Source organism: Corynebacterium sp., assembly GCF_030532195.1.
GTDB lineage: Bacteria > Actinomycetota > Actinomycetes > Mycobacteriales > Mycobacteriaceae > Corynebacterium.
Genome location: NZ_JAUNLP010000003.1, coordinates 114,113 through 129,727, shown reverse-complemented (window position 1 = coordinate 129,727; position 15,615 = coordinate 114,113). Strand labels below are relative to the sequence as shown.

At 59.7% G+C, this 15,615-nt stretch carries 10 protein-coding genes; 2 read left to right on the top strand and 8 right to left on the bottom strand.

The genetic code is table 11. The annotated features are described in order from the left end of the window. Nucleotides 1–3 precede the first annotated feature (3 nt). Both Q4E11_RS04970 and Q4E11_RS04965 read left to right on the top strand, forming a co-directional pair. Nucleotides 4–2,661, top strand: a complete 2,658-nt coding sequence (locus tag Q4E11_RS04970) for an ATP-binding protein (RefSeq protein ID WP_303164108.1) — start codon at nucleotides 4–6, stop codon at nucleotides 2,659–2,661. 6 nt (nucleotides 2,662–2,667) lie between these two features. After that, entirely contained in the window at nucleotides 2,668–3,429 is a 762-nt protein-coding gene (locus Q4E11_RS04965) for a response regulator transcription factor (protein ID WP_303164107.1), read from the top strand. Nucleotides 3,430–3,585: 156 nt separating this feature from the next. Here Q4E11_RS04965 and Q4E11_RS04960 read toward each other — a convergent pair whose 3' ends face one another. The 8 genes from Q4E11_RS04960 to Q4E11_RS04925 form a co-directional block, all read right to left on the bottom strand. Continuing rightward, a complete protein-coding gene (locus tag Q4E11_RS04960; RefSeq protein ID WP_303164106.1) occupies nucleotides 3,586–5,268 on the bottom strand; it encodes an ABC transporter ATP-binding protein in 1,683 nt (560 codons plus the stop codon). Next, nucleotides 5,265–6,230 (bottom strand): ABC transporter permease, encoded by a 966-nt coding sequence (locus tag Q4E11_RS04955; protein WP_303164105.1) that lies wholly within the window; start codon nucleotides 6,228–6,230, stop codon nucleotides 5,265–5,267. Before Q4E11_RS04955 ends, Q4E11_RS04960 begins: the two co-directional genes overlap by 4 nt. Beyond that, entirely contained in the window at nucleotides 6,223–7,149 is a 927-nt protein-coding gene (locus Q4E11_RS04950; protein WP_303164104.1) for an ABC transporter permease, read from the bottom strand. The genes Q4E11_RS04955 and Q4E11_RS04950 overlap by 8 nt, the downstream gene beginning before the upstream one ends. A gap of 4 nt (nucleotides 7,150–7,153) precedes the next feature. Further along, complete coding sequence (locus tag Q4E11_RS04945; protein WP_303164102.1) at nucleotides 7,154–8,845, bottom strand: ABC transporter substrate-binding protein; 1,692 nt, start codon at nucleotides 8,843–8,845, stop codon at nucleotides 7,154–7,156. 342 nt (nucleotides 8,846–9,187) lie between these two features. After that, a complete protein-coding gene (locus Q4E11_RS04940; protein WP_303164101.1) occupies nucleotides 9,188–10,771 on the bottom strand; it encodes a YdiU family protein in 1,584 nt (527 codons plus the stop codon). 48 nt (nucleotides 10,772–10,819) lie between these two features. Further along, on the bottom strand, nucleotides 10,820–11,548 hold the full coding sequence (locus Q4E11_RS04935) for an MOSC domain-containing protein (protein ID WP_303164100.1): 729 nt from the start codon (nucleotides 11,546–11,548) through the stop codon (nucleotides 10,820–10,822). 31 nt (nucleotides 11,549–11,579) lie between these two features. Next, the gene (locus Q4E11_RS04930; protein ID WP_303164099.1) at nucleotides 11,580–12,866 is read right to left on the bottom strand and encodes a hypothetical protein; all 1,287 of its coding nucleotides are present in this window, start codon (nucleotides 12,864–12,866) and stop codon (nucleotides 11,580–11,582) included. A gap of 489 nt (nucleotides 12,867–13,355) precedes the next feature. Further along, complete coding sequence (locus Q4E11_RS04925; RefSeq protein WP_303164098.1) at nucleotides 13,356–15,587, bottom strand: 3-hydroxyacyl-CoA dehydrogenase NAD-binding domain-containing protein; 2,232 nt, start codon at nucleotides 15,585–15,587, stop codon at nucleotides 13,356–13,358. Between the last annotated feature and the right edge of the window lie 28 nt (nucleotides 15,588–15,615).

The following is a 15,615-nucleotide window of genomic DNA, read 5'->3' as shown; positions in this document are numbered from 1 at the left end:
GAGATGACCCAGCGAGGAAAACTGAAGGTCTACCTGGGGTTTGCCCCGGGTGTGGGGAAGACGTGCGCCATGCTCAATGAAGGCCACGATCTGTATTCCCGTGGGCACGAGGTGGTCGTTGGCCTGGTGGAACACCATGGGCGGGAGCGCACGAAGAAGCTCATCGAGGGCCTGCCGGTGCTGGATTGCCGTGAGGTGAGCTACCACGGCAATACCTACCGTGAGCTCGATGTGGACGCGATTATCGCGGCGCACCCTGAAGTCGCTCTTGTCGATGAACTCGCGCACACCGTCGTCACCGAGGAGCCGGGCAACGAATTCGTTCAGCAACGCAAGCGCTGGCACGATGTCTACCAGCTTCTCGACGAGGGCATCGATGTCATCTCGACGATGAACATTCAGCACTTGGAATCGCTTAACGACGTCGTTGCGGCCGTGACCGGTGTACGCCAGATGGAGACCGTGCCCGACCGTGTCCTGCGCGATGCGGACGAAATTGAGCTGATTGACCTAAGCCCCGATGCGCTGCGCATTCGTCTGTCCCGCGGTGAGATTTACCAGAAGGAACAGGCGGAGCTGGCGCTGCGGAAGTACTTCCGCCCCGGAAACCTCAGTGCCCTACGTGAGCTGGCCCTTTTGTGGCTGGCCGACAAGGTCGAGGAAGTGCTGGATGCCTACCGCGAAGACGAGGAGATTGACGACCACTGGACCACACGTGAGCGCGTGGTAGTGGCTGTGCGCGATGACGAGAACGCGGAGTCGATGATTCGTCGCGGCGCGCGCATGACCGGACGTGTGGCCGGCCGCGAGATGATTGTCGTGCACATTACCGGCGAGGACGACGGCTTGGACCGCGGATATCTGCGCCGGTTGCGCAACCTGCAGGATCTCACGGAATCGCTGGGTGGGCAGTGGCGCACCATTGTCGGAGATGATGTGCCGGGGATTTTGCTGGAGTTCTCCCGCACGGTCAATGCATCGCAGCTGGTCATTGGCTCGGAGCGGGGCTTGCGACGCTATGTGGGCTTGAGTACCTCGCAGAAGATTATTGATCAGTCCGGGCCAATCGACGTGCACATTATCTCCAGCTCGTCGGAGAAAAGAGCCAAGCGCCGCAGCGAGTTTCAGTCCCGCTTTTCCCGGCCACGTCGTGTGACTGGTTGGGTGTTGGCGCTGGTGGGGCCGGTGCTGCTGACCATGCTGCTGCATCGGTTGGATACCGGCCCGGAGTTTCTGGGCGTGCTGCTTCTGACCTATCTGATGCCGGTGGTCTTCGCGGCCATGGCCGCAGGTCTGATCCCGGCGCTGGCGGCCGTCGTGGTGGGCTCGCTGCTTGCGAACTGGTATTTCACCGATCCGACCTACACGTTGACCATCACTGAACCGGCCAGCCTGATTCAGATTGTGCTCTTCGGCGTAATTGCCGCTGCTGTGGCAACGGTGGTGGAGCGTTCCGAGCGTCGCCGCGAGATGGCCGACCGCAGCCTGCATCAGGCAGTGGTCATGTCGGAGCTCGCCCACGGTGTGGTCCATGATGGCGACAATATGTCCAACCTGGTCCACAGCCTGGCGGATACGTTCTCCATGGAGCGAGTGGATGTTGAGCGCTACTCCTCCGAGCGCAAGAAGTGGCTTCCGATTGTCACCACCGCCGAGCACGGTCTATCCGAGCCCTGGCCATCGGAGCTGCCGATGACCAAGGTCGCTTCCGGCGATGACCTGCGCTTTGTGCTCAGTGGGCGTGAGCTCACCGCAGCTGAGACTGCCATGATTGCCGCGCACGGCTCGCGCATCCGCGCGTTGATGGACATGGAGGAAATCGCCGCCATGCGCCGCGCCACCGCCGCCCTCGAGGCCGGCAATCGCGTCGGCAGTGCCGTGCTCACCGCCGTATCGCATGATCTGCGCACCCCGCTGGCCAGCATCAAAGCGGCCGTTTCCAGCATGAATATGGAAGACGTCGAGCTTGACGACGAATCGCGGGAAATCCTCATGGAGACAATTGAAAGCTCCGCGGATCGTCTTGAGGTCGTCATTGGCAACTTGCTTGATGCCAGCCGTATTGATTCCAACAGCAAGCGCGTGGAGTCGGTGGCGGTCAGTGTTTCCGATGTGGTCGATGCCGTGTGTGCTGAGTTGCCGGAGGCCGCCAGCCACATCGTCCGAGACCTCGATTCCGATGCGGGAATGGTCGAGGGGGATCCCGGTCTGATTCAGCGCATCCTGTCCAACATCGTGATTAACGGTAGGCAGTATGCGCCTGAGTCGGAGCTGACCATTCGCACACGCCGTAGCGAGCGCGGTGTACATGCTGGTGGTTCGGGTGGCCCGGGTGGAGTCCCCGGCGGCATCGGCGGAGCTGGCGGAGCCGGAGTGAGTGTCGTTGGCGCTGTAAGTGGTTCACTGCCCGCCAGTGCCTGCGTAGACATTTTGATCATTGACCACGGTAAAGGCATTCCCGAGGATAAGTTGGAAGAGATTTTCCAGCCGTTCCAGCGCCTTGGTGACTACACCTCCGGGACTCAGGGATTGGGACTTGGGTTGGCCGCCGCTGCGCGTTTCGCCGATGCCATGGGAGGCGCCATCCGTGCTGAGCAAACGCCGGGTGGCGGTGCCACTTTCGTGTTGACACTGCCACGTGCGATGGGCAAGAGAAAGTAGGAATTCATGAACCGCAATCCAGGACAATCTGCAGGTCAGGCCGGCGAGAAACCTGGCGCATCCGGCAAGCCCGGGCGAAAGATTCTCATCGTCGAAGACGATGTCGCTATGGCACGCACCGTACTGGTCAGCCTCAAAGCTCGGGGCTACAACCCCCGCGTCGCGCAGACCGCCACGCGTGCGCTTGCCGAGGCCAGCGACTGGAAACCCGATGCCGTACTTCTCGACCTCGGCCTGCCGGATATCAGCGGCCTTGAAGTTCTGCGCTCGTTGCGCAGGTGGAGCGACATTCCAGTACTGATTGTCTCCGCGCGTCACGACGAGGCGGGGAAGATCAACGCTCTGAATGAAGGGGCCGATGACTACGTCACCAAGCCATTTTCCATGGGAGAACTGCTGGCCAGGTTGCGCTCGACCATGCGCCGCGCCAGCAAAGTCGTGGTTGAAGAAGAGCCCACGGTGACCTCCGCCGATGGGCACCTGGTCGTTGACCTGGCCAAACGGCAGGTGTTTGTCGCCGATGAACTGGTGCACGTCACTCCACGTGAGTGGGACATGCTGGTCTACCTGGTGCAGCACCGCGGAGAACTGGTTACCAAGACGGAGCTACTCAAAGCCGTCTGGGGTGACCAGTATGAGAAAGAGACCAACTACCTGCGGGTGTATATCTCTCAGCTCCGGCACAAGATTGAACCGGAGCAGGCCCACAACAAATACCTGCGCACTGAGATCGGTGTGGGCTACCGCATGGTCCTGGATGAGGAGTAGGGGAGTAATAGCCCGCAGCTTCTTTCTGCGACTAATCCGCGACTTCACGCCACCTATGTCACCTCATGCCAGCTGCGGAGGCGGCATGAGGTGACACTGGTGTCATGAAGTGAAATGGGCAGATTGGGCCGATTGGGCAGATTGGGAGCGGAGCCCCTACAAATCCAAATCCAGCGATGCGCCCGGAATAGCGTCCAGCAGCCGCTGGGTGTACTCCTTCTCCGGGTGGTCGAAGAGCTCATCGGTTGGACGGTGCTCGACCATCTTGCCGTGCTCCATCACGATGATTTCATCGGCTACCTGGCGCACCACCGCGAGGTCATGCGTAATAAACAGGTAGGCCAGGTCCAGCTCTTCCTGCAGCTCAGCCAGCAATTCGAGCACCTGCGCCTGCACCACCACGTCGAGGGCGGACACGGCCTTGTCACAGACCACAACCTCAGGATTCAGCGCCAGAGCACGCGCGACTGCCACGCGCTGACGCTGACCTCCGGAGAGTTCACCGGGGAAGCGGCGCCCCATCTCAGCTGGCAGTGCAACGCGGTCGAGCAGATCGAATACCCGCTGTTCACGCTCCTTCTTGGTGCCAATCTTGTGAATGCGCAGTGGTTCCTCGATGGAGGAGTGCACCGTGCGCATGGGATCCAGCGTCGCGTATGGGTTTTGGAAAATCGGCTGAATGCGACGCCGCAATTCCAGCTCTTCTTTTCGATTCCGGCCTTGGACGCGTTTGCCGTCGAAAAGCACTTCGCCTTCGGTCGGATCGAGCAGACCCAGCGCCATGTTGGCCACGGTGGATTTGCCCGAGCCGGATTCGCCCACGATGCCGATGGTGCGACCGCGACGCAGCGTGAAGCTGATGTCATCGACGGCGCGGAAGGAGTCCTTGCGCCACGGACGATTGCCCGGGATGGCGAAGTCGCGCACGAGATTCTTTGCGACCAGAATTTCCTTCTGCTCATGGTCCGCAGTTGTCGGTGCAGCGACCACGCGGTCACCGCGCCGGGCAGCCAGCGACGGCGCGGCGGCAATCAGCTGCTTGGTGTAAGGGTGCTGTGGGTGCGTGAGGACTTCCAACGCAGGGCCGGTCTCCACGACATGTCCCGCTTGCATGACGACGAGTCGGTCGGCGCGTTCGGCAGCCAACCCGAGGTCATGGGTAATCAGAACCACGGAGGTGCCCAGTTCGCTGGTGAGTTTGGCCAGGTGGTCGAGGATTCTCTTCGCCACGGTCACGTCGAGAGCCGAGGTGGGCTCATCGGCAATCAGCAGCTTTGGCCGTGCGGCCAGACCCATGGCAATCAGTGCACGCTGGCGCATACCGCCGGAGTACTCGTGAGGGTACTGGTCGATGCGCTTTTTAGCGTCGGGAAGGCCAGCCTGTTCCAGCAGTTCAATGGCTTTTTTGTGGGCTTCGGAGCCGGTGGCGATGTTGTTTGCACGCAGGGCTTCCTTGATTTGGGCACCGACGGTCCACACTGGGTTCAAGTTGGTCATCGGGTCCTGTGGGACCAGGCCGATTCCGCTTCCTCGGATGCCGACGAATTCGCGGTCAGTCAGGTGAGTGATGTCGCGGCCATCGAAGGTGATGGTGCCACCGGTGACTTCGCCGTCACCGGGTAGCAAACCCAGCGCGGCGTGAACGGTGGTGGACTTGCCGGAGCCGGACTCACCAACGATGGCGACCGTCTCACCGGGGTAAACCTCCAGGTCGACGTTGTGCACCACATCGGTGAGCTCTTTACTGCGGCGGCCGGACGCTGTGGCCGTCGGAAAGCCGATGCAGACGTCCTTCAGAGTGAGAATGGGTGCTGCGGTCTTAGTTGTGTCGGTGCTCATCGACGACGCTCCTTCGGGTCGAGAGAATCCTTCAAAGCGTCACCCATGAGGATGAAGCCAAGAACGGTAATCGCCAGGGCAAGTGCTGGCCAGAACAGGTTGGACGGGGCCTGGCGGAGCACCTGCTGTGCGACAGAGATGTCGTTGCCCCAGGAAACGGTGGTCGTCGGCAGACCAATGCCCAGGTACGACAGCGTGGCTTCGGCGACGATGTAGATACCCAGCGAGGTCGTGGCCATGACGATGACCGGGGCGAGGCAGTTCGGCAGCACGTGACGGAAGAGGATGCCGGTGTTGGACAGGCCGAGTGCCTTGGAAGCGGTGACGTATTCCTCGTTCTTCACAGAGATCACCGAGGAACGCACCACGCGCGCCATCTGCGGCCAGCCGAAGGCGGCGAGCACGAAGACGACGGACCAGATGGTGCGCTCCGTAAACAGCTGCATCAGCACGATGCCGGCGAGGATTAGCGGGATGGCGAAGAACATATCCGTGATGCGGGAGAGCACCGCGTCGACCCATCCGCCCAGGTAGCCGGCAATGGCGCCGAGGATGATGCCGATGACGGTCACGGCCACAGTCACACCAATGCCGACGATGACCGAGGCGCGGGCACCATAGATGACACGGGCGTAGACGTCGTAGCCCTGCTGCGTGAACCCCATGGGGTGGCCTTCGCGGGCCGGTGCCAGGGAGTCGCGCAGGTTAGCTGCCGACGGATCCACCGAGGTAAACAGTGACGGGAAGGCGGCCACTGCAATGGAGAGCAAAATGATGATTGCTGAGACCCAAAACAGTGGGCGGTGACGCAGGTTCTGCCAGGCCGAACCCCACAGGCCAAGTGGCGGGTTATCGGGCAGTTGGGTGTGGTCGGGCGCGGTCGCCGCGGTTGGAGCCTGCTTTGTTTCGGCCTGCACGGCGCTGGTCTGCTTTTCTGGCTGCGTTGAATCTGGCTTAGGCATAGCGAATCCTCGGGTCCAGGACTGCGTAGAGCAAGTCGATGAGCAGGTTGGCGAACATGTAAATAACCACCAGGATGGTCACAATGCTGACCACGGTGGGGGCTTCACCAATCTGGACGGCGTGGAAGATTAGGCCACCGATACCGGGCACGTTAAAGATGCCCTCAGTGACAATTGCGCCACCCATCAGGGCAGCGAGGTCTGCGCCGATGAAGGTCACAACGGGAATCAGCGAGTTGCGCAGAATGTGACGGCGGGTGACTTCAGAGGTGGGCAGACCCTTGGCGCGAGCAGTGCGCACGAAGTCGGCATGGCGTGCCGATGCCACCTCGGAGCGAGTCAGTCGCAGCACATAGGCAACCGAGACCAACCCCAACACGAATGCCGGAAGTAGCAGGGAAGTAAAGGATGCGTCGCTACCGACGGTGGGGGAGACAATGTGCCAGCGCACACCGAAGAGGTAGCGGGCAACGAAGCCGAGCACGAAAGTCGGAGTTGCAATGACCAGCAGGGACAGCACCAGAACGGTGGAGTCGAAGAAGCCGCCCTTGCGCATACCCGCGATGACGCCAAGGCCGATGCCGAAGATTGCCTCAATGGCAACGGCCATCAGTGCCAGGCGAATAGTAATGGGGAAGGCCAGAGCAATTTCCTCGCCGACTGAGCGGCCGGAGAAAGTCTCGCCCATATCCAGCGTGAACAGGCCCTTTAAATATTCCCAGTACTGGACGAAGAAGGGTTCATCCAGGTGATAGTGCGCGCGCAGCGCGGCGACCTGCTCTGGCGGCAATTGCTTGTCGCCGGCCAGTGCGGCGATGGGGTCACCGGGCATGGCAAAGACCATCGCGTAAATCAGCAGCGTGGCACCGAAGAAGACCGGCACCATCTGTAGGAGTCTCTTTCCGATATACCAACCCATGGCGCTAGTCCTTTTCAATCATTGGGTAGTCCAAAATGCCGTCCCACATCACCTCGGCATTGCGCAGCTTCGGGTTCCACGCCACCGAAGCATTCGGGTACCACAGCGGGATTGCAGGCAGGTCTTCCATCAGCACAGACTGAGCCTTGACGTAGATTGGCTTGGCTTCCTCTGCGTTCTTTGCCGAGGCGGCCTTCTGGATGAGCTTGTCGAACGTCGGATTCGAGTAGTGGTTGTCATTCGACGAACCCTCTGTGACAAACTGCGGAATCATGTAGTTGGCAACCGATGGGTAGTCCGCTGACCAGCCGGTACGGTAGCCGCTGGTCAGGGTCTCATTAGTGATCTCATCGCGCAGCTGCTTGAAGGTCGGGTAGGCCTTGCCATGGGATTCAATTCCGAGGGTTTCACCAATCATGTTGGTCACCGCTTCAACCCACTGCTGGTGCCCGCCGTCGGCGTTGTAGGCAATGTCGAACGAGCCTGTAAACGGTGCAATTTTGTTGGCCTCGGCCCACAGTTTGCGAGCCTTGTCCGGGTTGTACTTCAGCACATCTTGGCCAGGCACGTTCGGGTCCAAGTCGCCGAGCGTCAGCGAGCTGAACTCGCGCGCTGGGGTACGCGTTCCGAAGAAAATCTTTTCAGTAATGAGCTGTCGGTCAATCGCCATGGAAATCGCTTGACGACGAAGCTTGCCCTCTTCACCCGAAAAGCCTGGCAGATTTCGCGGAATTGCGAAGTACTGCGATGAGGAGGTCGGAACGTTTGCGCTGGAGTCAGGGAAGTCGGTTTCAAAGCTGGCCATCGCCGTCGGGGGAATGGTGCGCGGCAGCGTATCCAGGCGGCCGGCCTGGAGGTCCGCGTACGCGGTGTCCATATCTGAGTAGAAGCGGTAGACCAGGCCATTGTTGCGAGCCTTGTGTTCACCGGCGAAATCATCATTTTTGACCACGGTTAGCTGGTTATTGTGCAGCCAGGCACGGCCCTCGGCCATTTTGTAGGGGCCATTGCCGATGGGGTGTTCGCCGAATGCCTTCTTGTCGCCAAATGCGGCCTTCGGCAGCGGCATAAATGCGGTGTAACCGAGGGACAGTGGGAACGAGGAATCCGGATTGACCAGGTCGACCGTGAACTTTAGGTCATCGACCTTTTTCAGCCCAGACATCGTCTTGGTCGTGGCCTTTTCGCCCGAGACCTCATCGTATCCTTGGACATTGGCGAAGAAGGACTGCTGCTTCTGCAGGTTCGGGCCATAGGCAGCGTAGTTCCACGCATCGATGTAGCTCTGTGCCGTCACTGGCTCACCATCGTGGAACTTCCAGCCCGGCTTCAGCGTGATGTCGAAGTGAGTGGAATCCTCATTCGGTTTAATTTCTTCCGCATGGTCCAGAATCATTGAACCGTCGGTGTCGTAGCGCACCAAGCCGGAGTAGAGCATGCGGATAATGTCGCCGCCACCGGTTTCATTGGTGTCGGTGGTGTACAGCGGCGACTGTGGTTCAGAGTTTTGAATAACAATGAACCCTTCACCAACCTGCTGTTGGTCAGTGCTGCAGGCGGCAAGCGCAGCACCGGGCAAAGCGACAGCCAACAATGTCGCCAGGATTCGGCGTACATGCAGGCTGAACTTCTTCTTCGGACTGAGTTTTTCTCGCTGCCGGATACGGAAGGGGCCGGAGGCACTAGGTCTATGCATCGCGAGCCTTTCTAGTTTCTGCCAGATAGGCGATATGAATTTGGTGATCGGCTCACTCCGAAAAACCTAGCTACATGCCCCTTAACCTGCGTAAACAATGGCGATTGCGATACTGGATTGGAACTTTCACTCAGGCTTGGATAAGTCCGTTCAATACAATTTCTAACTTTACAAGTCCAAAGAATAAGTAAATATTAATCGGATTATTTGTCCCCTATTTGGCGGGGTGTGATACCCGCATTTGGGGAGTTAATGTCATGTATGCACCCAGTGACATCACAATCTGATACCCCCACAGGTGTCGAATTTTCCGGGTGGAAAACATAGTAGGCTAGGCAGATTTTATGTGCCGCAATAAGAATGGAACCCTCCCAATTCCATCGGCGCTGGTTGAGTGAACTTCGCGGGCGCCTCCTGCGGCTTAAAGGGATTAGTCACCGCTGCCAGAAGACGCTGGTAGAGGCCCATATCTCCTTCCGTTGCCGCTGCTAGCGCCTCTGTGACCAGGTGATTCCGCGGGATATACAGCGGATTGGTCTGCTCCATCAGCGCCCGCGCCGCCTCCTGTTCAATCTGCAGCTCTTCTCTGGTCCGCTGCCACAACTGCACCCACTCAGCCGCCGCAGCAGGGAACTCCGGATTATCCGACAGCGCAGCCAACGCTGCAACATCACCGCTGGTCAACACATCAATCAAGGCGCGATGAGCATTCGTGTGGTCAAGCCCAAACTTCGTCAGCAACGACTGCCACCGCTGAACCAGGGGGATGGCCAGGGGATCGTCGTAAAGCGAGGGGAAAATCCCCAGCTTAGGCAACCACCTGCGGCTGAGCGAATCAGTGAAGTCATCAGCGAAGGTGCCGATGATGTCGCGGGCGCGTGCCATGGCAGCATCGGGTGAGCTTTCAAAATGCGGCAACAACGTCTCCGCCAACCTGGCCATATTCCACCCCGCAATGGTCGGCTGCGCGCCATACGCGTACCGACCACCACGGTCAATGCTGCTAAACACCGCCCGTGGATCGTGCACATCCAGAAACGCACACGGCCCAAAATCGATGGTCTCACCTGCGATGCTGGCATTGTCCGTATTCATCACGCCATGCACAAAACCGCAGGCCAGCCACGCTGCAACGAGATTTGCCTGTCGCTTTACGACGGCCCGGAGAACCGACTCCGCGGAGGACTTATAGCCATGCCGCTTGGCCGCAAACTCGATGAGCCGCGCCATAATGTCGGTGCTCTGCGCCGAGCGTGCTACCAGCTCAAACGTGCCGACACGCAAGTGGCTGGACGCTACTCGCACCACGATGCCACCCGGCTGGAGCTCCGAGGTGGGATTGGTGTTGTCGAAAGGAGTTTGCGAGCCGCGGTAAATGTGCTCACCAGTGCTGATGACCGCCAGCGCGCGAGTGGTGGGGATGCCAAGGGCGAACATGGCCTCGCTGATGAGGTACTCCCGCAGTGCCGAGGAGAGCGTGGCCTTGCCGTCGCCCCCGCGGGAAAAAGGCGTGGGACCAGTGCCTTTGGCCTGGATTTCATAGGCCTGAGTGCGTGTGTTTTCCTGGTCGGGCAGTCCGGTCAGACCTGGCTCCGCCGACACGGTGGCCAGCAGGAGTGCGCGGCCATCACCCAGCAGTCCAGCGAAGTTGCCAAATTGGTGTCCCGCATAGGCCGTGGCCACAGGAGTCTCGTATGTGCCGACGCTGGGTGAGGTATCAGCGCCGCTGTAGGCTCCGTCGTCGGCACCGTGGCCAGTGAGGAACTTCAGGCCGGCATCCGAGCGAAGCCACTGTGGGGAGAGGCCGAGCTGGCTCGCAAGTTCGTCGTTAAGCAGGAGGAGCTGCGGTGATGGGGCATCAAACCCCTCTTGAGTGATGGCGAGTTCGGGGAGTTGCGTGGGCAGATCAACGACGTTTCGATCCATGTGCGCAGTTTAACGGGTAGGCCGGATTGGGTTTATGCGCTTTGGTACTCAGGGCTTGCCGAGACGCTCGGTGTCGTCTTCCAGCTGGCCCGCCAGGCGACGATTGAGCGTTGTGCGCCACCGCTTCGGGAGCTCAGGGGCCGCGAGGAGACGGTGGATGCCCTCGATGTCCTGGCGGTCGATATTCATGACTCGATTGGTTTCTGCGACCGACACTGCGTTGGGTAGGCGTTTGACCAGCCGCATGGTGTCGCCTTCGGCGATGGTGCCGGGGCGAAGAACCCGCAGGTAGTAGCCGGAACGGGACTTCGACTGCATGAGCCTGGGCAGTTGCTTGTCGCGCCAGCGTGCCGAGACCGTGGCGCAGGGACGGCGTGGCTGGGTGACCTGGACTGTCAGATCGTTCAGTTCGAAGATGTCACCCAGATAAACTACCTGGTCAGGAAGGCCTTCCAATGTGAGGTTTTCGAAGAACGCGCCCTCTGGCAAATCGAATCCATCGGTCGCCCACTGCGCCATGAACTCGAATGGGTAGCAGCACATGGCCTTGTTTGGCCCGCCGTGGACCTTCAGGTTGCCCTGGGCATCGCCGTCGAGGCCGTTTTCTGTGGCGCTCACGCGGTCCGTGCGTGGTGCTTTGGCCGCGCCGGTGCTGATTTCACGGCCGCTCCACTTTTGCGTCACCACCTGTCCGGTGCGGACTCGGCGCACTCGGCCGATGAGTTCTGGGAGTTGCTGGCTTGATTGTTGCTGGCTTGGCTGGGTTTGCGGGCTCATGTTTTGAGTTTGTCACATGGTAAGAAGCGATTTAGTCAGAAAAGAAGAATTTGTATGCGTCTTTTGGAAGTGCAGTAATGGCATCAAACCAGCGCCCCCGCGGTGTCGTTGAGGCTGCCAATGCCTTACGAATCATGCCCGCCGCCGAGCCATCAAAAATCGCATCCCACGTCAGGTGGATGATGGCGTAGCCGAGGTTGGTGAGTTGGTAATCACGACGCCGGTCATGCCAGATGTTGGCGGTGTTGGAGTGCTGTTGGCCGGCGCCGTCGCACGTATCTGATTGTGCTGTTGTTCGCGCTCTCGACTGCGCGGGCTCGTACTTTATCCGCCCGTCGCACTCGATGATGATGCCGTGAGCCGGAAGCAGGAAATCCACACGCGCAACGAACGCCCCAGCCTCATCTACTATTCGCGGTTGCTGTACAAATGAGAGCTTTAGCTCCATGAGCAGCGCCTTTGTCACTGATTCAAATGCACTTTCCGACCACGGTGAGGCCGCCATCAGTACCTCCAGCGTGCGGGGCCCACGCACCCTCCCGCGTTGATCGTGCACATGGGGTAAGAAATCCGTACTGGAAATGGCCACGTGCCGCGGCGTTGCGAGCTGCGGAAACTCCTGTTCAATGCCCCAATTGGATGGCTCAAAGCGCGGCGGCGCCTCCGGCCACGGCAGGGCTTGATGAGGCTGCATTCCCGTTGAACCAAGTGTTCCGACCGAGCCGCGCAGGGCGCCGTCGGCAAGCGCGATGGCTTCGGCGAAGCGTCGAAAGACCTCGGGTTTGCGGCGTGTGGCGTCGTCGACGCGCGGTTGAGCGGCGGCAATATCGACCACGGTCCGTGCCAGCGTGGTGACTCGCGCGCCATCGATGGTGGTTTCGTGCTCAGGTAGAACACGTTGGTAGTTTAAGAGAAACTGCACTTCGTGGCTAGTTTTTCTCGTATGTGAGGACCGTAGCGTCTGCGAACTCAAGGTCAGTTTTCGAGGCAAGTCCAGCAGTGGAAGTCCGTGCACGAGTGCCGCAGCGTAGCCAGTGAGCACTCGATCAGGATGTACCTGTGCCATGGCGATGGCCTGGAGTCGAGCTTGCGTAAAAGCCGCCTTAATTTTCAGTACACCATTTTCAAAATCACTGGTACCAGGCCAAATCGTCCGATTGATATACGTACCGCGGAAGAGTTTCACTAATTCACCATGCTCCACGCGGCGATTCAGCAGATTCCGTGCAGCATTCTTGCTGACATGTGTTTGTTCATGCAGGTGGGCAATACCTGCGGCGTTGAAGATTGGTTCTGCCTTTTGCTTCACGACGGTCATTGTTGCCAATCCCGATCATTCTTACAGTTTTGTTTTCGGGAAATTGGCCTCAGCAGTGGATAACTTTTACTTCCTGTTTCGGGACGGTACTCCCTGTGGATAACTTTTGGTCTGTGCTGGTTGGAGTCCTTAATGAGGCCAGAGCCCCAAGCACGCGAGACTGAAATTAACTGTTAACGCCGTTTATCCGGGGGTTGTTGCCCTAAGGTCTCGATTTGTGTGGCTTTTTGAGGCACGCTGGGCAATCTGACCTGGGAGTTTCTAATCTGAAGCCCACACAAATCGAGACCTTAGGGAAAGATGGCCCGATTTTGGCTCGTATTTGTTAATTTGGCGCGGTATTCGCTCGAAACTGGTCTCTGGTTCACTTTTCTCCCGGCTTTGAAGGCAGAAAAATCCCCGGCCACTGGAAAAACCCAGTTGACCGGGGACTACAACGGCCTAAGCTGTATGAACTGATTAACTAGCTGGCCGGGGACGCAACGAGCCCTACTTCTTCAGGGACTCCGGCGCGTTGAAGCGCTCGCCGTGCTTAGCAGCCAGCTCCTCAGCGCGCTCGACGAAGCCTGCGACACCGCGGCGCTCCGGGCGAGCGGCAGCCGGGTCGATAACGGTAGCACCGTCGTAGTTCTTAATGAACTGGCGAGTACCACCGGTCCAGGCCGGGTAGCCGATACCGAAGATGGAACCGATGTTGCCGTCGGCGTCGTGAAGCAGAACGCCCTCGTCGACGCACTTCTGAGTCTCGATGGCCTCGATGAACAGCATGCGGTCGACCAGTTCCTGCAGGTCGGTATCTTCCGGAGCAATCGGGGTGATGTTCAGCTCCTCGCGGAGCTCCTTGAACAGACCTGGCCAGAGACCGGAGCGCTTGCCGTCAACGTACTCGTAGAAGCCCTTGCCCTCGAGCTTGCCCGGACGCTCGAACTTGTGCAGCATGGCCTCGACCAGAGCGGGGACGCCGCCCTCATCCAAGGTCTCACCTGCAGCTTCGGCTGCGGCGCGGGTCTCGCCAGCGATCTTCTCCATGAGCTTGAGGTTCAGCTCGTCGGCAAGCTGGAGCTGCGGTGCCGGGTAGCCAGCCTGGCGACCAGCGGCCTCGATGATTGCCGGCTCGTAGCCCTCGGCGACCATGCGCAGAGCCTCGTTGATGACGGTACCGATGACGCGGGAGGTGTAGAAACCGCGGGAGTCGGTGACGACAATCGGAATCTTGCGGATCGCAACAGCGAAGTCCAGGGAAGCGGCCAGGATAGCCGGGTCGGTGTTCTCGCCGGTGATGATCTCAATCAGCTGCATCTTGTCAACCGGGGAGAAGAAGTGCAGACCGATGAAGTCCTTCTCACGCTTGACATGGGATGCCAGCTCGGTAATCGGAAGGGTGGAGGTGTTGGAGCCCAGAATGCAGGTCTCCGGAACAGCTGCCTCAATCTCCTGGTGGACCTTGTGCTTGAGATCAGTGTTCTCGAAAACAGCCTCGATGACCAGGTCGATGTCAGCCAGATCGTCGTAGGAGTCGGTCGGCTTGATGCGGTTGAGCAGAGCTGCGGACTTCTCCTCGGTGGTGCGACCACGCTTGAGAGCCTTGGCCTCCAGGCCCTCGGAGTAGGACTTGCCGCGCTCAGCGTTTTCAACGGAGATGTCCTTCAGGACAACCTCCATGCCAGCCTTGGCACAGACGTAAGCGATACCTGCGCCCATCATGCCGGCGCCGACAACGGCGACCTTCTTGAACTCGCGCTTCGGGTACGCAGTGCCGTCAGCCTGCAGCGGGCGGGAGCCGCCGCCCTGGGCGTGGTTGAGGTCGAAGAAGAAGGCCTGCATCATGTTCTTCGACTGAGTGCCGGTGACCAGCTCGGTGAAGTAGCGGGACTCAATGCGCAGTGCGGTGTCGAAGTCGACCTGGGAGCCCTCGATGGCGGCCTGCATAGCAAGGCGCGGAGCCTTCATCGGAGAGCCCTTGAGCTGCTTGGTCAGGTTTGCCGGGAAGGACGGCAGGTTCATAGCGAACTTCGGAGTCTTCGGGTCGCCGCCCGGGATCTTGAAGCCCTTCTCGTCCCACGGCTGGGTTGCCTTAGCATTCTCGCTGGCAAGCCATGCGCGAGCGGTGTCGATGAGCTCTTCTGGGGTAACGACCTCGTCGATGAGACCAGCGGCCTGTGCCTTGCCCGGGTTCATCTGTGCGCCGGTCAGGATGACCTTCATCAGGGCATCCTGGATGCCCAGCATGCGAACGACGCGGGAAACGCCGCCGCCACCTGGCAGAAGGCCGAGGGTGACCTCCGGCAGGCCAATCTTGGAGCCGCGCGCGTCAGCTGCAACGCGGTGGTTAGCAGCCAGCGCGACCTCGAGGCCACCGCCGAGAGCAGCGCCGTTGATGGCTGCAACGATCGGCACCGGGAGCTTTTCCAGGCGACGCAGCGAAGCCTTCATGTCCTCGACCATGTTGAACATGTCTTCTGCGTCATCCTCGGTGGCCTTGGACATCTGCTTGATGTCGCCGCCAGCGAAGAAGGTCTTCTTTGCGGAGGTGATGATGATGCCCTTGATAGAGGTCTCGGAGCCATCACCGATTTCGTTTTCCAGGCGCTCCACGGTTTCGCGGATATCGTTCTGGAAGGTCTGGTTCATGGTGTTGACCGGCGCATTCGGGTCATCCATGGTCAGGGTGACAATACCGGCGTCGTCCTGGTCCCACCGGAACATGTTGTCAGTGCTCATAAGTCTGTCAGTCCTTTGCGTGTAGCTG